The 19,263-nt window shown below is 68.4% G+C and carries 17 protein-coding genes; 7 read left to right on the top strand and 10 right to left on the bottom strand.

The genetic code is table 11. The features are described 5' to 3' along the window. Window positions 1–175: 175 nt before the first annotated feature. From DQ229_RS15500 to DQ229_RS15490, 3 genes are read right to left on the bottom strand one after another with little or no spacing between them, the layout of a single operon-like run. On the bottom strand, window positions 176–1,357 hold the full coding sequence (locus DQ229_RS15500) for a hypothetical protein (protein ID WP_155326539.1): 1,182 nt from the start codon (window positions 1,355–1,357) through the stop codon (window positions 176–178). 55 nt (window positions 1,358–1,412) lie between these two features. After that, on the bottom strand, window positions 1,413–2,261 hold the full coding sequence (gene hfaB, locus DQ229_RS15495) for a holdfast anchoring protein HfaB (RefSeq protein WP_238381140.1): 849 nt from the start codon (window positions 2,259–2,261) through the stop codon (window positions 1,413–1,415). Further along, the gene (locus DQ229_RS15490) at window positions 2,254–2,523 is read right to left on the bottom strand and encodes a hypothetical protein (RefSeq protein WP_114967167.1); all 270 of its coding nucleotides are present in this window, start codon (window positions 2,521–2,523) and stop codon (window positions 2,254–2,256) included. Before DQ229_RS15490 ends, hfaB begins: the two co-directional genes overlap by 8 nt. 388 nt (window positions 2,524–2,911) lie before the next feature. Here DQ229_RS15490 and DQ229_RS15485 point away from each other — a divergent pair, with 388 nt between their 5' ends. Next, window positions 2,912–3,910, top strand: coding sequence for a P1 family peptidase (locus tag DQ229_RS15485; RefSeq protein ID WP_114967166.1), 999 nt, complete (start codon window positions 2,912–2,914; stop codon window positions 3,908–3,910). A 179-nt stretch (window positions 3,911–4,089) separates the two neighbouring features. Here the strand turns inward: DQ229_RS15485 and DQ229_RS15480 are convergent, their stop codons facing one another. Together DQ229_RS15480 and DQ229_RS15475 are read right to left on the bottom strand one after the other, a co-directional pair. After that, window positions 4,090–5,736 carry an alpha/beta hydrolase gene (locus DQ229_RS15480; RefSeq protein ID WP_114967165.1) on the bottom strand — a complete coding sequence of 549 codons (1,647 nt, stop codon included), beginning with the start codon at window positions 5,734–5,736 and terminating at the stop codon, window positions 4,090–4,092. A 156-nt stretch (window positions 5,737–5,892) separates the two neighbouring features. Next, complete coding sequence (locus tag DQ229_RS15475; protein WP_114967164.1) at window positions 5,893–6,555, bottom strand: ceramidase domain-containing protein; 663 nt, start codon at window positions 6,553–6,555, stop codon at window positions 5,893–5,895. Between the two features lie 159 nt (window positions 6,556–6,714). On the opposite strand from DQ229_RS15475, the gene DQ229_RS15470 reads away from it, so the two are divergent. After that, complete coding sequence (locus tag DQ229_RS15470; RefSeq protein WP_114967163.1) at window positions 6,715–7,407, top strand: metal-dependent hydrolase; 693 nt, start codon at window positions 6,715–6,717, stop codon at window positions 7,405–7,407. 85 nt (window positions 7,408–7,492) lie between these two features. Here DQ229_RS15470 and DQ229_RS15465 read toward each other — a convergent pair whose 3' ends face one another. Then, window positions 7,493–7,951 carry a nucleoside deaminase gene (locus DQ229_RS15465; RefSeq protein WP_114967177.1) on the bottom strand — a complete coding sequence of 153 codons (459 nt, stop codon included), beginning with the start codon at window positions 7,949–7,951 and terminating at the stop codon, window positions 7,493–7,495. Between the two features lie 212 nt (window positions 7,952–8,163). Beyond that, window positions 8,164–8,877, bottom strand: a complete 714-nt coding sequence (locus DQ229_RS15460; RefSeq protein WP_114967162.1) for a ribonuclease activity regulator RraA — start codon at window positions 8,875–8,877, stop codon at window positions 8,164–8,166. 157 nt (window positions 8,878–9,034) lie between these two features. Between DQ229_RS15460 and DQ229_RS15455 the strand changes: the two genes are divergently transcribed. The 5 genes from DQ229_RS15455 (at window position 9,035) to ribD (ending at window position 14,229) form a co-directional block, all read left to right on the top strand. Continuing rightward, window positions 9,035–10,285, top strand: a complete 1,251-nt coding sequence (locus tag DQ229_RS15455) for an MFS transporter (RefSeq protein WP_114967161.1) — start codon at window positions 9,035–9,037, stop codon at window positions 10,283–10,285. A 63-nt stretch (window positions 10,286–10,348) separates the two neighbouring features. Further along, window positions 10,349–11,392: an LLM class flavin-dependent oxidoreductase gene (locus tag DQ229_RS15450; RefSeq protein ID WP_114967160.1), complete on the top strand. Its 1,044-nt coding sequence runs from the start codon at window positions 10,349–10,351 to the stop codon at window positions 11,390–11,392. A gap of 247 nt (window positions 11,393–11,639) precedes the next feature. Continuing rightward, on the top strand, window positions 11,640–12,536 hold the full coding sequence (locus DQ229_RS15445) for a dihydrodipicolinate synthase family protein (protein WP_114967159.1): 897 nt from the start codon (window positions 11,640–11,642) through the stop codon (window positions 12,534–12,536). A gap of 119 nt (window positions 12,537–12,655) precedes the next feature. After that, window positions 12,656–13,123, top strand: a complete 468-nt coding sequence (nrdR, locus tag DQ229_RS15440) for a transcriptional regulator NrdR (RefSeq protein ID WP_114967158.1) — start codon at window positions 12,656–12,658, stop codon at window positions 13,121–13,123. Further along, window positions 13,120–14,229: a bifunctional diaminohydroxyphosphoribosylaminopyrimidine deaminase/5-amino-6-(5-phosphoribosylamino)uracil reductase RibD gene (gene ribD / locus DQ229_RS15435; RefSeq protein WP_274378852.1), complete on the top strand. Its 1,110-nt coding sequence runs from the start codon at window positions 13,120–13,122 to the stop codon at window positions 14,227–14,229. The genes nrdR and ribD overlap by 4 nt, the downstream gene beginning before the upstream one ends. Window positions 14,230–14,507: 278 nt before the next feature. On the opposite strand, the gene DQ229_RS15430 is transcribed toward ribD, so the two are convergent. From DQ229_RS15430 to DQ229_RS15420, 3 genes are all read right to left on the bottom strand, one after another. Continuing rightward, window positions 14,508–16,601, bottom strand: coding sequence for a capsular polysaccharide biosynthesis protein (locus DQ229_RS15430; protein WP_114967157.1), 2,094 nt, complete (start codon window positions 16,599–16,601; stop codon window positions 14,508–14,510). Between the two features lie 9 nt (window positions 16,602–16,610). Continuing rightward, entirely contained in the window at window positions 16,611–17,741 is a 1,131-nt protein-coding gene (locus tag DQ229_RS15425) for a polysaccharide biosynthesis/export family protein (RefSeq protein WP_476561126.1), read from the bottom strand. A gap of 97 nt (window positions 17,742–17,838) precedes the next feature. After that, on the bottom strand, window positions 17,839–19,134 hold the full coding sequence (locus DQ229_RS15420) for a capsule biosynthesis protein (RefSeq protein ID WP_114967156.1): 1,296 nt from the start codon (window positions 19,132–19,134) through the stop codon (window positions 17,839–17,841). Window positions 19,135–19,263 lie beyond the last annotated feature (129 nt).

The following is a 19,263-nucleotide window of genomic DNA, read 5'->3' as shown; positions in this document are numbered from 1 at the left end:
CGCTCGCCCGAGGTGGGCGCGGATGCGCCCGCCTGGGGGGCGGGCGGGCGCATGCCCGGGCCGTAAGCGACCCGGGCCTTGAACGTATCCGATCAAGCGCAACCGCACCAACTACGTCAAAGGCCCGCCGGGGGTGGCGGGCCTTTCTGCGTTTGCGCGCTGCGGGGGGCGGCGGTTACTGCGTCAGCCCGTTGACCACCGAGATCGAGTTGCCGATAGCGGCGGCAGTGGCCGTGGCCGCGCCCGAAGCCTCGCGGATCGTGGCGTTCACCGTGGCGCTGACCGCTTCGGTGTTCGACTGGCTGATCGTGCTGTCGAGCATGGTTGCACCGCCGCCCATCACGCTGAAGCTGGCCGAGTTGCCGATGGCTGCGGCAGTCATGGCGATGTCACCGCCCACACCGTCAAGCGTGCCGTTCAGGCTGGCGGTGATCCGGCTGGTGTTGGTCTGGTCGAGGCTGGCCAGCCCGCTGGCCTCCTCCTCCGACGATACCGCGCCCGAGGCCGAGTTGCCGATGGCCGCTGCCGTCGCGCTCACCCCGCCCGAGAGATCGGAAAGATCGGCGTTCAGCGTTGCCGTGACATCGGCGGTGTTCGATTGCACCGCCGTGGTGTCGAGCGCGGCGGCGCCATCGGCCGACACGGTTTCCGACAGCGAGTTGCCGATGCCGGCCGCCGTGGCCGAAACCGACCCGGCCTCGTCGATCACGGCATCCAGCCGCGCGGCGATGGTGGCGGTGTTGGTCTGGTCGGTCACGGCCTCCACGGCGCTGTCGCCCCCGGCGGCGGCCTCCAGCGCGGCGGAGTTGCCCAGCGCGGCAGCGGTTGCGGCCACATCGCCCACAGCGCTCATTTCGGCGCTCAGTGTGGCATCCACAGCGCCTGCATTATCCTGCGAGGTCAGCGCATCGAGCGCCCCGTCCCCCCCCGCATCCAGCGACATCGAGGCGGTGTTGCCAATGGCCGCAGCCGTGGCAGCCACATCGCCGGCACCGGCGATCTCGGCATCGAGCCGGGCGCTGATCTGGCCCTGGTTCTCCTGCGTGCTCTCGATGGTGGCCTGCGCGGCCTCGCCCGCCTCGGCACCGACCGAGAGCGAATTGCCAATGGCTGCGGCGGTACCCGCGATATCAGCGGCATCCTCGGCCACGACATTCAGCGTGGCGGTCATGCCGCTGAGGTTGAGCTGGCCGTTCAGGCTGTTGGTTTGCGAGATCGCCTCGGCCACGGCGCCTTGCTGGTTGCCGCCGTTGTTGCCGTTACCGTTTCCGTTACCGTTGTTTCCAGGCCCTTCCTGGGCCATGGCGGTGCCGGCCATCAGGATCAGGATCGCTGTGCTGCTGAGTAGGGTTTTCATTGCTCTGTCCTCTCGTGTTTTCAAAGGTTTGGGGTTGAAGGTTGAGGTCTTGGGGTCAGGTCTCTGCCTGCACGCCGGCCCCGTCGGTTGGGGTTGGCCCGGCGGTGGGGGCCTCTGCCGCGCAAAGTTCGGGCGGCAGGCCGAAATGCGTGCGCGCCATTTCTCCGATCGCTTTCTCGATCATGGCCCGCACGGCAAGCTGCATCGGCTCCAGCGACCGTTCGGCCGAGGAGATGTCGAAAATGTTGCTGCCGAAGAATTCGAAGACCCCGGCGCTTTGCTCAAAACCGACGATCTGCTTCTGGTAGCTGATGACATCGGCCACCTCGAGCGTGACACTGTCCACCAGCCGCAGGTCGACCGCGATGTTGAGCACATAAACCTGGCGGCGCGCGCCAAGCCGGCTGTAGAAGGCATCCGACGCGGTGGAGCGGATGTTGTAGTTCAGCTCGGTGATGCCACCGACGATGTGGTAATCGCTGCCCTGCATCGAGGCCGCGCGGATCTGGCGCACTGTGCCGTCGTCGCCGATCAGGTTGTTGTTGGCGTATTTCAGCTCGGCCTCGGCCACGCGCATGTCCAGCCGCTCGACCATCGGCAGCCCCAGCCGGGCCACGCCCGACACGGCCATCAGCGCCGCGCCCTGGGTGATCTTTGCACCGTTGGTTTCGTCGTATTTGCCGGTGTAGTCGCGGATCTCGCCCACCGCGATGCGCGGCTTGCGCTGGCCATGGGCGTCGATCTCGCCCCGCAGGCAGGCCAGTTCGGTGCTGTAGGGGGTGGTGTTGTCGATCACCGGCGCGCCACCGATGGGGGTGGCGTAGCGGCCCGACACATCCGCCTCGGGCGCGCCGCACGCCGCGAGGCCGAGCAGGGCAAGGATCGCTGCGATACGCTTAGTCAAGGTCAAGCCTCCCGTTCAGGCTGGTGCCGGCTGAAATGTTGCCGCTGTTTTGCTGATCGACGTTCAGGATCAGGGTGTTGCCCCGCCCCTGCTGCTGCACGACCACCGAATTGGCCATCGCCATGCCGCCGCCAGCGGCGCCCCCGCCGACATTGGCCTGGCGGTTCATGTTGCCGTCGCGGCTGGTTGCGACCGGCTTTTCGAAAAGATGTGCCGTGGCGTCGGCCCAGACCATGCCGCCGGGCGGCAAGGTGGCGGCCAAGGCACAGGCAAGTCGGGCAAGATATCTGGCGGCTTTGTTCACGGGGTGCCCTCAAATCACTGGCGGCTTCAATTTCTCAACAATTCACAAGTTGCAGACACAATTGGCGTAAATTTGGCGATTTGTGGCGAAACTCGGGTCATTCCGCGAACAGTTGTGGCAGAGCCCGCCAGACAGTTGCAGGGGCATGAACAATCGGCCGCGCCTGCGCCGCACGGGAATATCATTTTATTTCAATTACCTAACCGATATTATCCCGGCATCCCGCCAGGATTCAAGCGCCGCAGCGACCAGGGCCGGCGCCGATACTTTTGCGGCGAAAATCCTGTCACCTTCGTGCGGAATCGTTTTAGCCTTGGCCGGGAAGGCAGCAGCGAAAGGCATATCCATGCGCAAGGGCCCGGCCAACCTGATCACCGATGTTGAGGGGCTGCTTGTCGGCAATGTCTCGGACGCGCGGCTGAAAAGCGGGGTGAGCGTGCTAACCGCCGAGCGCCCCTTCATCGCCGCCGTGCATGTGATGGGCGGCGCCCCGGGCACGCGCGAAACCGATCTGGTGGCCCCTGACCGGCTGGTGCAGAAAGTGGATGCGCTGGTGCTGTCGGGCGGCTCGGCCTTCGGGCTGGAGGCGGCGGGCGGCGTGGCGCAGGCGCTGCGGGCGGCGGGGCGCGGCTTTCCAGCCGGGGGGTATCGGGTGCCCATCGTGCCGGCCGCGATTCTTTTCGATCTGTCGAACGGCGGCGCGCAGGACTGGGCGGAAAACCCCTGGCACAGGATGGGCGCAGAGGCCTTTTCCGCCGCGGGACGGGATTTCGCCCTGGGCAGCGAAGGCGCGGGCACCGGCGCCATGGTGCGCGGGCTTAAAGGCGGGCTTGGCTCGGCCTCGGCGGTGCTGGATACCGGGCACAAGGTGGGCGCGCTGGCCGCGGTGAACGCGATGGGCGCCGTGACGGTGGGCGACGGGCCGCATTTCTGGGCCGCCCCCTGGGAGCTGGAAGACGAATTCGGCGGCCTTGGCCTGCCCGCGGCCTTTCCCGCCACCGAATGCCCCCTGCCGGGCAAGGGCGCAGGGCGGGCAACCACCATCGCCATCGTCGCCACCGATGCCGCGCTGGATCAGGCGCAGCTTGCGCGGCTGGCGGTGGCCGCACATGACGGCATGGCGCGCGCCATCGTGCCTTCGCACAGCCTGCTCGATGGCGATCTGGTCTTTGCCGCCTCGACCGGGGCGCGCCCGCTGGGGGATACGGTGGCCGACCCCTTCATGCTGGGTCATGCGGCGGCAAGCTGCCTGGCACGGGCCATCGCGCGGGGGGTCCATGCCGCCAGCCCCGCCGCTGAAGACCTGCTGCCCTGCTGGCAGGCGCGATTCGGACAGGGCCGGTGATGGCCGGGCCAGGCCGGTGGAGCAGCCCGGGCAGTGGGGCGCGGCGGGCCTGCCGGCCCTTGCCCCGCGCCAGTGCCTCCGGCGGGGATATTTTTGCCAAGAAGAAGGCGCCCGCGTTTTCGCGGAGCGAACGGAACCGCGCAGGGGTCTGCGGCGGGCCTGTGGCGCTTGCGGCCTCGTTACCGCCCCTGCGCGCGATACCAGTTGCGCAGGTCTTCCAGCGCAGCCTCGTCCCAGCCCGGCGGGTCGGTCAGCGCGGCCCAGCCGTCGATGTAATGCTCGGCCAGGTAGACATGGCCATGCCCCGGTTCAGTGCCAAAGGCAGCGAAGAGATCGGCCAGAAGCTGAAGAAACGTCACCACCGGCACCCAGCCGAAGGCCGGGGTGACATCGGGTGCGGGCGCATCGCGCATCCACGCGGGCGGACGCCAGGCGCTGGAGGGGTCGAAGAACACCACCGCGTCCGACGGGTATTGCAGATAGAGTATCCGCACCGGCCCCCAGGGGGCGGCGGCCGGCGCGTCGATCCCGTCTTGCGTGGCAAAGCGCACCAGCTGGCCATATCCTACACGGGGCCGCCAGGCAGGGCTACCTGGGTTGCGCGCGGCGGTGAACTGCGCGTGCAGCGGGTTGGCGAAGGTCGGCCCCACCCAGAACGCCCCGTCATAGGGCTCGGCGAGGATGTTCCAGACATTGGCGGAAAGTTCCGAATTGAGTGAGCCGAGGCTCAGCCCGTGCAGGTAAAGGCGCGGGCGTTCGGCGGGGCGCAGGCTGCGCCAGTGGCGATAGATGCGCTCGAATACCGCTCGGGCGGTTTCCTCGCCGTATTCGGGCTCGACCAGCAGCGACAGCCAGCTTGACAAGTAGGAATACTGCACCGAGACGGAGGCGACATCGCCGCGCCAGAGAAACTCCAGGGCCGAGACGCTGGAAGGGTCGACCCAGCCGGTGCCCGTGGGCGTGGCGATCACCAGCACCTCGCGCGAGAAGGCATCGGTGCGCAACAACTCGGCCAGCGCCAGATCGGCGCGCTCCTCGACTGTCTCGGCCGAGTTCAGCCCGACATAGACGCGCAGCGGCTCCATCGCCTGCTGGCCGGTCAGCGCCTCGATCTGCGCGGCATCGGGAAAGGCCGTGACCCGCGCGCGGCCGCGCGCGCCCAGCCCCTCCCAGGACAGAAGCGATGCGGGGCTGCCGGATTTGAGCGGGTTCTCGGGTGGGGCCAGGTCGGGCTGGATCAGCGCATCGACCTGCTGCGCGGTGCCGTCGAGCGTGCGCAGCACTGCCGTGGCCAGCACCCCGTTGCCTACTGACCAGAACAGCGCCGCCGTCAGCACAAGCCCCAGGCTGAGCGCCAGGCGCGGCGGGAAAAGCCGCGTCATGCGGTTGGCGGCCATCACCGTGAGGCGCCTAAAAAGGCGCCCCAGCGCCAGCGCGGGCACTGCCATCCCCACCGCCACCCCGGCAATGATGAAGGGGCGCGCGGTTTCCACCGGTTCCATCCCGGCGACAAGATTCACGGCGTTTTGCCAGGTGGTGGCATTGGCCAGACCGTAGCCGATGATCGCCAGCGCCAGCAGCTCGGCCAGGCGGCAGGCCCAGGCCACGCGCCGGTCGGGCAGCCCCAGCCAGGACCACAGCATCACCAGCCCTGCCGTCAGTCCGTAGACGGCGGCAAAGGCCATGCCCGCCAGCCCGCCCTGCAACACCCCGGTGCGGGGTACCAGCGAAGGTGTCAGCGCCGCCGAGAACGCCACCGCCCCCAGCACCAGCCCCAGCGGCGTGAGCGGCGCAAGCAGCGGGCGGAGAGGAAAGGCGGTGGCCATGAGTGAGGTGAAAACTCCCTGAAAGACAGGCCGGCAAGCGGCCCCGCGCGGCCAGCCTAGCACCGCGGGCAGCAGCGGCTCAATGCCAAGCCGGGGCGGCCGGCTGCCGCCGGCAGAGCCTTGCCCCCCGGCGCGCGCCGTGTGCTTCGGGTTGCCTCAGGCCGGGCCCACTCGCTGCCGATGACGGCGGTAGACCTCGATCATCCAGCCCAGCATCGCCGCATTGAGCAGGTGCCACATGAAATGCGTGCCCAGCGGGAAGACATCGCAAACCGGCCCGTCGAGCATCCGGAACCCCAGCGACACGGCCAGAATCGCCGCCCCCGTGAGCAACCCCAGCGCGGTTTCCGGGTGCCTTGGCCGGAGCGCCAGCGCATAGATCACGATCAGGAGCGCCACACTGGCATAGGCGCCATTGGCCCCCAACCCCGGCACCAGCCGCCCCAGCCCGGCCGACACCGCCGCCGCATAGGGAAGGAACAGCAGCACCGCCAACACCGCCCAATACCAGCGAAGGCCCAGGAAATCGCGTGTGGCAGCAAAGACATAGAGCAGGATGAACAGCAGAATGGGCAGCACATCCATCAGCCCCGCCCAGCGCGCGGCATGGGTGTGCCACAGGAACGAACCACCCCCTATCGCCGCCAGCACCGCCACCATCGCCCAGGCCAGCGCCATGCCCTGCAGGCCGCGCAGCCGCCAGGCCATGACTGCGGCGGCGGCCAGAAAGGCGGCATTCGTAACCGCATTCACCGGCTCGGCCCAGAAACCGAAATCCCCACGCTCGCAATAGGCGATGACCTGCTGCGTCCAATCCATGTGACAAACGCTCCCGATCTGTTAGCTTTCGACCGCCAAGGCAATTCCGGAACGAACTGATGGGCTTTTTCGGCTCGGAGTTGCGCAATATCAAGGATCTGCAGCTTTTCGACTGTTCCAGAGAAACGGCGGCAAGCTGTAGCAGAAAGGGAGACCACAATGAAGATCATCTGGCTTGGACATGGCAGTTTCCGCATCGAGATCGGCGACCAGGTGCTGCTTGTCGATCCCTGGCTTGCGGGCAACCCGGTATTCCCCGAGAATCGCCGCGCCGAGGCCATTGCCGGGGCGACCCATATCCTGATCACCCACGGCCACCATGACCACGTCTCCGGCGTTGTCGACCTGGCCAGGGAACTGGGCATCAAACCGGTATGCAAGGCCGACCTTGCCGCCTGGTGGTCGAAGGCCGAGGGCATCGAATGCCTCGGCTTCAACAATGGCGGCACCGTGGCGCTGGGCAACGTGAATGTCACCATGGTGGCGGCCAGCCACTCCTCGTCGCTGCCCGGGCCGAACGGGCCTGTCTATACCGGCGCCGAGGCGGGGTTCATGATCGAGCATGGCGGGCGCACGATATACCTGTCGGGCGACACCGACGTGATGGCCGACATGGCGATCTTCGAGGAATTGCACAAACCCGAAATCGGTATCCTTTCGGCCGGCGGGCATTTTACCATGGACATGAAGCGCGCGGCATACGCGGCGCGGAAATTCTTTAATTTCAAGACAGTGATCCCCTGCCACTACAAGACCTTCCCGCTGCTCGAACAATCGGCGCAGGCGCTGATCGACGGGCTGCCGGAGGTGAATGTGATCGAGCCGGAGGTGCTTGAGCCGATCGAGTTGTAGGAAAACCCGCAAGCGCGCGCGGCAAAGGCGAGCGCGGGACAGGCGCGCGGCCAGGAGGGGGCGGGCGCACTGCTCTGCCACGCGCCTACTGTTCGCGCCGCGCGGCGAAGAATGCCTTGAGCAGCGCCTCGGCCTCGCGCGCGCCGATGCCCTCGTAGACCTCGGGCACATGATGCGTCTGGGCGTGTGTGTAGATGCGCGGCCCCTGCGCCACCCCGCCCGATTTCGGATCGGCCGCACCGTAATAAAGCCGGGCGATGCGCGCGAACGAGATCGCCGCCGCGCACATCGGGCAAGGCTCCAGCGTGACATAGAGGGTGTGGCCGGAAAGACGCTCGGACCCGGCGGCGGCGCAGGCGGCGCGGATCGCCAGCATCTCGGCATGGGCGCTTGGGTCGCTCAGCGTGCGCGTCCGGTTGCCCGCGCGCGCCACGACCTGCCCGTCCGGCGCGACAATGACCGCGCCCACGGGCACCTCGCCCAGTGCCGCGGCCGCGCGCGCCTCGTTCAGCGCGGCCTCCATATGGCTGCGGAAATCACTCATGCGGTCCTTGATGCCCGCAAGCGCGGGCGCGGGCAAGTGGCTACGGCCCACCCGTCTTGCGCAAAGCCTGTGCCGCCCGCCGTCGCCGAAATGCCTGTCAGCGGAGATATTTTTCTCACAGTGTAGGGATAGCACGCGCCTTCAGCTTCACTGTGGGCGAAATATCCTCGGGGGGCACGGGGGGCAGACAGCCCCCCGCCGCCCCTTCAGGCTCAACCCTGCCCCTTGCGGAAGGCGTCGTAGCGGGCGCGGGTTTCCTCGTTCATCGGGTAGAGGCCGGGGAGTTTCGCGCCGCGCTCGACCTCTTCGACGATCCAGGCCTCCATGCGTTCCTGCTCGGGGGCCTCGGCCAGCACCTCGTCCAGAAGCGCCTGCGGGATCACCACCGCGCCGTCGGCATCCACGACGATCGTGTCGCCGGGGATCACCGCCACACCGCCGCAGCCGATGGTTTCGTTCCAGCCCACGAAGGTCAGCCCCGCCACCGAGGGCGGCGCGGCCGCGCCCCGGCACCAAACCGGCAGGCCGGTGCCCAGCACGCCCCCCAGGTCGCGCACCACGCCATCGGTGACCATCGCCGCCACCTGGCGCTTTTGCATCCGCGCACACAGGATGTCGCCGAAGACGCCGGCATCGGCAATTCCCATCGCGTCGATCACCGCCACGCAGCCCTCGGGCATGTCCTCGATCGCGGCGCGGGTCGAGATCGGGCTGCCCCAGGAGGCGGGTGTCGCCAGATCCTCGCGCGCGGGCACGAAGCGCAGGGTGAAGGCCGGGCCGACGATGCGCGGCTGATCGGGCCTGAGCGGCATCGCTCCGCGAATCCACACGTTGCGCAGCCCCTTCTTGAGCAGGATGGTGGTCAGGGTCGCGGTGGTGATGTTCTTCAGGATTTCAACCGCTTCGCTGTTGGTGCTGGCGCTCATTTCCGGGTTCCTCTTCTTGCTTGCCACATCTTCGCCGTCACCATAACGGCATCGGCCGGGCAGGCGCCAGCGCCAAGGGCCCCGGGCAAATCCGCTGGCAGATCGGCGGCGCAGCCGCTAGACCGGCGCCACAACGGCCTTTTCACGGTGATCGCGAGTGTCGGCAGGAACACGGCTTGCAACCTTTTTCGGCGTGCTGCGGGTGCGCAATTACGGCATCTACACGGCCGGCAACGCGATCTCGCTGATCGGCACCTGGGTGCAGCGCGTCGCCCTTGGCTGGCTGACCTGGGAGCTGACGGGATCGGCCATCTGGCTGGGTCTGATCGCATTCGCCGACCTGGTGCCGACGATCATCTTCGGCCCGATTGCAGGTGCAGTGGCGGACCGGGTGAACCGGCTGACCATGACCCGCATCAGCCAGTCTGTCGCCTGCCTTGCCGCCGCGGGGCTTTTCGTGCTGGCTGCAAGTGGATCGGCCACCATGGCGGGGCTTCTGGCGCTGACGGCGATCAGCGGCACCGCGGTGGCATTCAACCAGCCCGCGCGGCTGGCCTTGATTTCGTCGCTGGTCCCGCGCGCGCATCTGCCCGCGGCGGTAGCGATGAATTCGGTCACCTTCAACCTGGCGCGCTTTGTCGGGCCGGCGGTGGCGGGGATGACGATCGTGACGCTGGGGGTGGCGGCGGCGTTTGCGTTGAACGCGGCGTCTTATCTGGCGCTGCTTGTGGCGCTGCGCTGGATCAGGCTCGACCCCGACGAGCCCAAGCCAAGGCGCGGCAACTCGCTGCGTGCCGACCTTGTGGAAGGGTTTCGCCATGTCACCACGCAGCCCGGACTTGCGGCATTGTTCGCGCTCACGCTGACCGCCGGGCTTTGCGCGCGCCCCGTGATCGAGCTGCTGCCGGGGTTTGCCGACGCGGTGTTCGACGCAGGCGCCATGGGGCTGGCCTGGCTGACCTCGGCGGTCGGGGTCGGGGCGGTGCTGGCCGGCGTCTGGCTGGGCGGGGTGCCGCAATCGAGCGGCTTGACCCGACTGCTGGGGCTGCTTTCCGGGGCGACGGCACTGGCGCTGGCACTGTTTGCGCTGTCCGGCACGCTGGCTCTGGCGCTCCCGGCCATGGTGCTGACCGGTTTTGCCATGTCGGGCACGGGCATCTTGACCCAGACGATGATACATCTTTCGGTCGAACACGGGCTGCGCGGGCGGGTGCTGGGCATGTATGGTATCCTGCATCGCGGCGGCCCGGCGCTGGGGGCACTCGTGATGGGGGCGCTGGCCGATCTGTTCGGGCTGCACATTCCGGTGCTGCTGGGGGCGGGGCTGGTGCTGGCGATGGCGATCTGGATTCTGTGGCGCCGCCGCGCGATTGCCGCGGCGCTTGCGCTTGCGCCGGGGCGCCTGTGATCCCGACTTCGGGAAAACCGCGCCCGGCAGAAAAGAGCGCGTGATAGAGTGAGAGAGTGAGATATGGACGCCAAGCTTGAATTCGGCCTCGACACGTTCGGCGATGTGACCCGCGGCGCGGATGGCGCGCTGCTGGGCCAGGACGAGGTGCTGCGCAATGTCCTGGCAGAGGCAGTTCTGGCCGACAGCGTCGGCGTCGATGTCATCGGTCTGGGTGAGCATCACCGCGACGATTTCGCGATCTCATCACCCGAGGTCGTGCTTGGCGTGATCGCCGGGCAGACCCGCCGCATCCGACTGGGCACCGCCGTGACGGTGCTCAGCACCGATGACCCGGTGCGGTTGTTCCAGCGATTCTCGACCCTTGCGGCGCTGGTGCCGGGCCGCGCCGAAGTGGTGCTGGGGCGGGGATCCTTCACCGAATCCTATCCGCTGTTCGGCCATGCGCTGGAGGATTACGAAACCCTGTTCGAGGAAAAGCTCGACCTTTTCGCAAAGCTCGTGCGCGAGAGCGAAGTCACCTGGTCAGGCACAACCCGCGCGCCCCTGTCGCGCCAGCGCGTCTATCCGCCGCTTGATCCCGAACTGGGCCCCGAAGGTCTGCCGGTATGGATCGGGGTCGGCGGCAGCCCGCAATCGGTGGTGCGCGCGGTGCGTCACGACATGCCGGTTATGCTGGCCATCATCGGCGGCGATCCGCGCCGCTTTCTGCCGTTCGTGGAGCTTTACCGCCGCGCCCAGCAGAAGGCCGGGCTGCCCGAGCGCGCACTTGGCGTGCATTCGCCCGGCCATGTCGCCGATACTGATGCCGAGGCGCGCGAGGCCGCCTTTTCCGGCTACAGGGAGTTGCATGACCGCATCGGGAGCGAGCGCGGCTGGCCGCCGATGGCGCGTGCTGATTTCGACCGCGAGGTCGATCATGGATCGATGTATGTGGGCGCGCCGGAAACCGTGGCGCGCAAGATCGCGGCCACCGTCAGGGCGCTGGGCCTGGCGCGGTTCGACATGAAATACAGCATGGGCACGCTGCATCACGAGGCACTGATGCGCTCGGTCGAACTCTATGGCTCGCGGGTGATCCCGATGGTGCGCGAGATGCTGGCGTAAGCGGGGGATCTGCGCTGGCTGAAGCGCGCCGGCATGACGGCGCGGGCAGTGTGCGCCCGGATCATCGCGCGGGGCGCATTTTGCTCATGGGGGCCTTCGGCGAGGATATTTTCGTCACAGTGAAGGGATGGCGCGAAGCTGCCAGGGCCGTGCGGGTGGCGCCCTCGGCGGCGATGCGGGCTTGCCAAGGCGGGTGGCGGACAATATCGACAGGTGTAGCCGCAGCAGCGTGAAAGGAAGTTTCCAGATGACCGACCGGATCAAGGGCGTAATCGCCGCCGTGCCAAGCCCGCTGGCCGCCAATGCCAGGGCAGCGGCGCCGGCCATCGACACCGACCGTTTCGTGCAACATGCGCGCTGGGCACTCGATCATGGTTGCGACGGGCTCAATGTGCTGGGCTCCACCGGCGAGGCAAACTCGTTCTCGCCCGAGGCCCGCGCGGCCCTGATGCGCGCCGCCGCCGGGGCGCTGCCCGTGGGGCGGATGATGGTGGGCACTGGCGCGCCCGATCTGGAAACCGCGATCCGGCTGACCGCGCTGGCCGGTAGCCTGGGCTTCACCGGCGCGCTGGTGCTGCCGCCCTATTACTATTCGGCGGTTTCCGATGACGGGCTGTTTGCCTTTTTCGAGCGGCTGATCGCCGAGACCGCGGCCGAGGCGCCGCCGATCTATCTGTATAACTTTCCGCAAATGACGGGGCTGAACTTCGCGCCTGAACTGGTCGCGCGGCTGCGCGCGGCCTATCCCGACCGGGTCCTGGGCATCAAGGACAGCTCGGGCGATCTGGACTATGCCGCGCAGCTTGCCGGGATCGAGGGGCTGGATGTCTTCCCCTCGAGCGAAAGCGCGCTGGGGCAGGCCGATGCGAAGGGTTTTGCCGGGGTGATCTCGGCCACGGTGAACCTGTCGGCGCCGCTGGCGCAGCGGGTCTGGCGCGCGCAGGACGATGCGACCGCGCTCGGGCAGCTCAGCCATATCCGCGAGACGGTCTCTGCCCGGCCGCTCATTCCGGCGGTCAAGCATTTGGTCGGGCGGCGCCTTGGCGATGAAGCCTGGGATGCGCTGTTGCCGCCTTTCCTGCCGCTTTCGCAGGCCGATCGCGCAGCACTTGCCCCGGTCGCGGACGAGTTGCGCGCCCTCTGAGGATACAGGCCAAGGCGGCCGGCCGCTATATAGTGGGGCGGAAATTGCCCCTACCCAACCTTTCGCGGTTCGCCTATAGTGCCTGTGGATAATTGCCGGGCGACACCGAGGGAGAGGCCATGCGCTGTCCGTTCTGCGGAAACATCGACACCCAGGTCAAGGATTCCCGCCCGGCGGAAGACCATGTCGCGATCCGGCGGCGGCGTTTCTGCCCGGCCTGCGGCGGACGCTTCACCACCTATGAGCGGGTGCAGCTGCGCGACCTGGTTGTGGTGAAATCCTCGGGCAAGCGCGAGCCGTTCGACCGCGACAAGCTGGAGCGTTCGATCCGCATCGCCATGCAGAAGCGCCCGATCGAGCCTGACCGCATCGACCAGATGATTTCGGGGATCGTGCGGCGGCTGGAAAGCCTGGGCGATACCGATGTCCCCTCGCGCGTGATCGGCGAGATCGTGATGGAGACGCTGGCCCGGATCGACACCGTGGCCTATGTGCGCTTTGCCAGCGTTTACAAGAACTTCCAGGCAGCGGACGATTTCGACCGCTTCGTGTCGGAGTTGCGCCCGCAAAACCTGAGCGAAGAGTGACCGGCAGCCAGGACGAACGCTTCATGCACCTGGCCATCGCGCTGGGCGCGCGCGGCCTTGGGCTGACCTGGCCAAACCCCGCCGTAGGCTGCGTGCTGGTGCAAGACGGACGGATCGTGGGGCGCGGCTGGACGGCACCGGGCGGGCGGCCCCATGCCGAGCCGCAGGCACTGGCCCAGGCCGGCGCGCGGGCGCGCGGGGCTACGGCCTATGTCTCGCTGGAGCCTTGCGCGCATCATGGCAAGACCCCGCCTTGCGCGCAGGCGCTGGTCGAGGCTGGCGTGGCGCGGGTGGTCACGCCGCTGCAAGACCCCGATGCGCGGGTGGCCGGCAAGGGCCATGCGATGCTGCGCGCGGCCGGGGTCGCGGTGGAAACCGGCCTTTGCGCGCCGCAGGCCGAGGCAGCGCAGCGCGGCTTTCTGCTGCGCGTGCGCGCCGGGCGCCCGATGGTCACGCTCAAGCTGGCCAGCAGTTTCGACGGTCGGATCGCCACGGCAGGCGGCGAGAGCCGCTGGATCACCGGCCCACAGGCGCGGCGCATGGTGCATGGGCTGCGCGCGCGCCATGACGCGGTACTGGTGGGCGGCGGCACCGCCCGCGCCGATGATCCGATGCTGACGGTGCGAGGCCTCGGCGTAGCGCGCCAGCCAGTGCGGGTCGTGGCGAGCCGCACGCTCGATCTTGATACTGGCTCGGCGCTGGGGCGCAGCACCGGCGAAGTGCCGTTGTGGCTACTGCATGACCCGCAGGCCACGCCCCCTGCCCGCCGCACCGCCTGGGAGGCTGTTGGCGCGCGGCTGCTGCCTGTCGCGCCGAGTGCAGAAGGCACGGGGCTGGACGCGCGCGCGATGCTGGCGGCATTGGGCGAGGCCGGGCTGACGCGGGTGTTCTGCGAAGGCGGTGGCAGGCTCGCGGCGGCGCTGCTGCGCGCAGGGCTGGTGGATGAGTTGATCGGCTTCACCGCCGGGCTGGCCCTGGGGGCGGAGGGGCGCGCCGCCATCGGCCCGCTGGGGCTGGACCGGCTGGTCGACGCGCCGCGCTTTCGGCTTGTATCGTCCCGGCCAGTGGGCCACGACCTGATGCAAAGTTGGACGCGCGAGGACTGAGACGCTGGGCCGCGCCGTTTGCAGGCCGCTTGCTGTGGATAGACACGCTGGAGCAGCCGCGTTTCATGCCATGGCATCCGGATATTTACGAGCGCCCGCCCGCACACGTCCTGACACAAGAAAAACGGACTGGATATTTGGGCCAGGAAGATGGCGCGCGCGATCCCTTCACTGTGGGAGAAATATCCTCGGGGGGCACGGGGGGCAGACAGCCCCCCGCCCCGGATCTTGTCGTGATTTCCCGGGCGCCGGGCGATTCCGCCTGACTTGAAACTGCTTCAGCGCCGCCACAGCCAGGCGTGGCTGGCCAGCAGTCCCTGCGCCTTGGCCAGCAGCCGCAGCCCCGGCCCGCGCGGCACCGGCACGGCGCCGGTGCGCATCGCGGCCAGATGCTCGGCGGCGCGCTCGGGCGTGCAGGGGGCGCCGCTCAACGGGTCGAAATAGCGCGGATAGGCGATCAGCGCCGCATGGGCCAGCGCGTTGAACGTGGGCCTTGCCTGCCGCCGCGCAGGCACCGCGCCCAGGTCGCGCGTGAGGCCCCAGCCCGCGTAGAAAGGCACGCCAAGGCAGGTCACGGGTTTGCCGCGCAAGAGCGCCTCGAACCCGAGAAGCGAGGTCATCGTCCAGACCTCGTCAACCGCCTCGAGCAGCGCCGCCGCATCCGCGCCCCGCACCACCATATCGGCAAACTCTTCCGCCTCGGCCTGCGCCAGCGCGCCGGGGCGCAGCCCGGCCTCCACATCCGGGTGCGGCTTGTAGAGGATCACCGCATCGGGGTTCTCCGCCCGCGCCGCGCGCAGCAGGTCGGCATTTCGCCGCACCGCCCCGGCGCCCAGCCGGATCGAGGCGTCATTCTCCACCTGCCCCGGCACCAGGATGCGATGCCCCGCCGGCAGATCGGGCAGCCGGGTGGCGCCGATGTTGTACTTGCTCAGCCCCTGCACAGTCAGTTGCGCGACCAGCCGCGCGGCGCGGGCCTCGCCGCCGGGGGGCGGCGGCGCGGCAATCAGGCCTTCGAGCCGGCTTTCGCGGCTGGGGTCGTAATAGATGCCCAGATCATCGAGCACCAGCGACAGCGGCGGCGTCAGCGCCGCGCCCAGGCCGTGCGAGCGCAGGAAGCCGTCCTCGACCCGGCGCAGCGGCACACCGCCCGCAAGTGCCGCCTCGCACAGCGCGGCGCGCTCCTGCCCGGCCCAGACCATCAGCGCGCGGCCCGTGTCGCGCGCCTTGCGCACCGCGCGGGCGGGGCCGTCACAGAATACCACGCGGCGCGTGCGACCGAAGGCGCGTTGCAGCCCCGCGCGTTTCCACAGCCGCATGCCATTTGCCACATGGCCTGCCCGATCGTCGCGGAAGGCGCGGGCCTCGGCCTCGAGATGCGCAAGCGCCGTCTCGAAATCGCACAGCCGGTCGCGCGCCGGATCATACCAGAGCGGATAAAGCAGCATCGCGCCGACGAAAAGCTGCGCGCGGCTCAGCCGCCGGGTGCGGCGGGAAAAGGCGGCCTCGTCCTCCGTCAGGCCCCACCCGGCATAGAAGGGCTGGCCGAAGACGCGCGGGCGGTGTCCCGCCAGGATCGCCTCGAACCCCATCTGCGAGGACAGCGTGTAAACCGCGACCGCGCCTTCCAGCAGCTTCCAGGGCGACACCGGCGCATCGAGAAAGCCCACGCGCGCCTCATGCAGGTCCTGCGGCCCGTAATGCCCACCGCGTCCGCCCTGCGCGGTTTCGGGGTGACGGCGAATGATGATGCGCGCGCCGGGGTTTTCGGCCAGGGCGGCGGCCAGCATTTCCCGAAACACCGCGTCGGAGCCGCCGCCATGTGTCACCCCCGCGTCGCCACGCAACTGGTCGATCACCAGCACATAGCCCGGCGCGGGCGGCTCCAGGTCCGGGTCATGGGCGTTGTATTTCGACAGGTCGGCCGCGATCAGCCGGGCGATCCCTTCATGCGCGCGCGCAATCAGCGAGGTCTCATCGAGCGGATGTGTGGCGAGCAGATGCTCAAGGTCGCTAGGCTGCGCGCCCTCGTAATGCATGGCGCGGCTGTCGAGGATGAGGCCCAGCGGCGGCTCGCCCGCCTGCCGGCCCGGATGGATCGAGCGCAGAAAGGCATCCTCGATGCGCAGCAGGGCCGCCCCCGTGCGCTGCGCCACGGCCTCGCCCCGCCACGACACCGGGCGCCGCCCCCAGACGCCGACACTGTCGCCCGCGCGCGGCCAGGCCAGCCGCGGCGGATGGCCTGCCAGCGTCAGGATGCGCCGCACCCGCTGCGCCACGCGCCCCGGCCCGAAAAACCCCGCGCTGAAGACACAAAGACGCCCCGCGGGACGGTCCCGCGAGGCGTCATCAGGCCTGCGGATGCCAGGCATCGCTTGGTTTCACTCGGCCAGGCTGGTCGTTGCGTCCGCCGCGCTCAGAGTGCCGGTAAGTGTGCCAATGGTGCGCTGCCATTGCACCGCCGGTGCCTCGGTCACATAGACGGTGTCGCCATCACGGATGACGAAATCGCGCGCGTTGAACATGCCGGTCGGCGCGGTCAGGTCCAGCACATAGGCAAAGCGCTGGTCGCCCACCAGGTCATTGCGGCCCAGCACGGCATTGGCGATCTCGGCCGGTTCGTTGCGGAAGATGAACACGCCCGTCGGATCGGCGGTGACGGCGCTCAGCCCGCCCACCTGCGCCAGCGCCTCGATAGCCGAAATCGTCTGGCTTTCGAACGACACCCGGTTTTGCGTTCCGGTCGCCCCCAGCACGGTGAAACTGCGGGTATCCTGCTGCACGAGGATCCTGTCGCCATCGCGCAGCGCGATATCGAGCGTGGGGTTGTCGTAAAGGTCGATCAGCCAGGCGCGGTCGCGCGTTTTGCCGCGCGTGAGAGAGACCTGCGCGACCTCGGGCGCAAGCGCCACCCCCCCAGCCGTGGCCAGCATCGCCGTCAGCGTGCGGTTGGGCCGCTGGATCGGGTAGACACCTTGCGCGCCGACCGCGCCCATCACCGAAACAGTCGAGCCATCGCCCGCCACCCGGCGCACCGCGACCTGCGGATCGGGCGTCTGGGCATCGAGCGCGCCGGTGATGTCCTGGCGCAGCTGTTCGGGGCTTCTGCCGGCGGCACGGATACGGCCCGCATAGGGGACAAAGATGAACCCCTGGCCATCGACCTGCACCTCGTCGAGCACGGCGACATTCGTCGCCTCGCCCACCAGCAGGCCTTCGGTGACATTTTCATAGATGGTCAGTGTCAGCAGATCGCCGGGATTGATCGTGTCCGACCCGAGGCGCCCCGCGCGCCTGAGCGCATCGCTGAAGCCAAGCGCAGGCACCACGGCGGTGGCGCGCGTCACCCGGTCGTTGACCGCGACGATGAAGGCGTCGCCTTGCCGCTCGACAGAACCTGCGAAGATTTCGCTCTTGCTGGGGCCGGGGCGTGGCAGGGCACAGGCCGCCAGGGTGGCGGCAAGCACGACCAGGGCCAGTGCCCTGGCCCCTCGGGATGCCATGATATTCACTGCTCGGCTCCTGCTCTTTTTTGCGTTTCTTGCTTTTATTTTTCCGGTAAAGCTACAGTTTTCTGACAAAAATTGCCAGCGCCACGTTTCACGCCGCTCAACGCACCAGCGTCAACTGTTGCCGTGGCGCCGCGGTGCCCGATTGCAAGCTGTCATACGGGTCTTCTTCGACGAGCATCAGATCGACCACCTGGCGCAGCAATTGCCGCCGCCCCCGCGCCGAATAGAACCCCCCCGCGATCTGCGATGTTTCAAGCAGATAATGCCGGTAATCGCGGTAGGCGCGGGCATCCGGGCGGGCCGGCGCGGCAAAGAATTCGTGCAGCGGCTGCGCAGAGGCAAACTCGGGTTTGGCATAGACCGCATCGCCGAACACCTTGAGCGGCAGCCCCCGCCAGAGCACCTGTTGCGCGGCGGTGGAATTCACCGTGACCGCGCTGCGCGCATGGTTGAGCAGCCCGGCCAGCTTGCCGCCACGCACGAAATGCACCCGCCCAGATACGCCATGCGCCCGCGCCAGCCGCCGGATCTCGTGCCGTACGGGCGCCCGGCCGTCTTCCAGCGGATGCGCCTTGAAGACCAGGTGGTGATGCCCCGGCGCACCGCGGGCAAAGCCGGTGATGCAGACCTCGATGAACTCGGCCATGCTGCGGAAGGGGCCGTGCATCTGAAAGCTCGAGTCATGTTCGAGCTGCATCAGCACCAGGTGATAGGGAAAGCCGCCCAGCCGCACCCGCCGCGTGGCCGCCAGCCGCTCGAGCGCGTGGAAAGGCATCAGGAAAAGCCGCCTGAGATACAGGCGGAATTCGTCGCGCACGCTCAGCGCGCGATGGGGGCGGAAATTGCGGTAGCGCCAGTTCGCCAGCAGCACCAGAAAATGATAGAGCGCACCGTAGAACACGTGGTGCCGCATGTCGCCCCAGCGGGCGGGCGCGTCGGGCAGTTCCATCTCGCAGCGTTCGAGCGCCACGCGCATCTCGTCCACCGAAAGCTGCATCAGCCGCGAGTTCCCGTTCGCGCCGCCGCGCTCGTAAGTCACCCAGTAAGGGCGCAGATACCCTTCCTCGAAAACATGCACCGTCACTCCGGCCTCGCGGGCGGCGGCGATCGCATGGGCATGGACGGGTCGGGTATCGCCATAGAGCACGATATCGGTGATGCCATGCCGCGTAATCAGTTCGGCGACATGCCCGGGCCAGTCCTCGGGCCGGCCGCGATAGGCGATATAGGCGCCGCGGTCGCGCCAGAAGGCACTGTCGCCGGCATTGAACCCCACGCGCCAGGCCCGCGCCCCTGCACGGCGCAACATCCGGGCCAGATTGCCGAAGAACGGCCCGTGCGGACCCTGGAGGAACAGAAAATGCCGTGCCGTGTGCCCGTCTTGCTGCGTCATGCTGTCCTTTTCCCGCGCCCGGCCGGGACCTGCAATTGCTTTCATGTCATATCACCGCGCGCCCTGCCCTTGCGGCATGGCGGCTCGGGGCGCGGCCGATCCCTGCCTTCTACCCGGGCAGGTGGACGA

Source organism: Alkalilacustris brevis, from assembly GCF_003350345.1.
Taxonomy (GTDB): Bacteria; Pseudomonadota; Alphaproteobacteria; order Rhodobacterales; family Rhodobacteraceae; genus Alkalilacustris; species Alkalilacustris brevis.
Note: the sequence above shows the minus strand (reverse complement) of the source record. Positions and strands in the feature narration are given on the sequence as shown.

Coding starts and splice junctions, on each gene's coding strand:
- DQ229_RS15420 (WP_114967156.1), bottom strand. CDS start 19,134: ATGACGCAGCAAGACGGGCACACGGCACGGCATTTTCTGTTCCTCCAG.
- nrdR (WP_114967158.1), top strand. CDS start 12,656: ATGCGCTGTCCGTTCTGCGGAAACATCGACACCCAGGTCAAGGATTCC.
- DQ229_RS15500 (WP_155326539.1), bottom strand. CDS start 1,357: ATGAAAACCCTACTCAGCAGCACAGCGATCCTGATCCTGATGGCCGGC.
- DQ229_RS15480 (WP_114967165.1), bottom strand. CDS start 5,736: ATGGCCACCGCCTTTCCTCTCCGCCCGCTGCTTGCGCCGCTCACGCCG.
- DQ229_RS15450 (WP_114967160.1), top strand. CDS start 10,349: ATGGACGCCAAGCTTGAATTCGGCCTCGACACGTTCGGCGATGTGACC.
- DQ229_RS15465 (WP_114967177.1), bottom strand. CDS start 7,951: ATGAGTGATTTCCGCAGCCATATGGAGGCCGCGCTGAACGAGGCGCGC.
- DQ229_RS15485 (WP_114967166.1), top strand. CDS start 2,912: ATGCGCAAGGGCCCGGCCAACCTGATCACCGATGTTGAGGGGCTGCTT.
- DQ229_RS15475 (WP_114967164.1), bottom strand. CDS start 6,555: ATGGATTGGACGCAGCAGGTCATCGCCTATTGCGAGCGTGGGGATTTC.
- DQ229_RS15445 (WP_114967159.1), top strand. CDS start 11,640: ATGACCGACCGGATCAAGGGCGTAATCGCCGCCGTGCCAAGCCCGCTG.
- DQ229_RS15460 (WP_114967162.1), bottom strand. CDS start 8,877: ATGAGCGCCAGCACCAACAGCGAAGCGGTTGAAATCCTGAAGAACATC.
- DQ229_RS15470 (WP_114967163.1), top strand. CDS start 6,715: ATGAAGATCATCTGGCTTGGACATGGCAGTTTCCGCATCGAGATCGGC.
- DQ229_RS15430 (WP_114967157.1), bottom strand. CDS start 16,601: ATGCCTGGCATCCGCAGGCCTGATGACGCCTCGCGGGACCGTCCCGCG.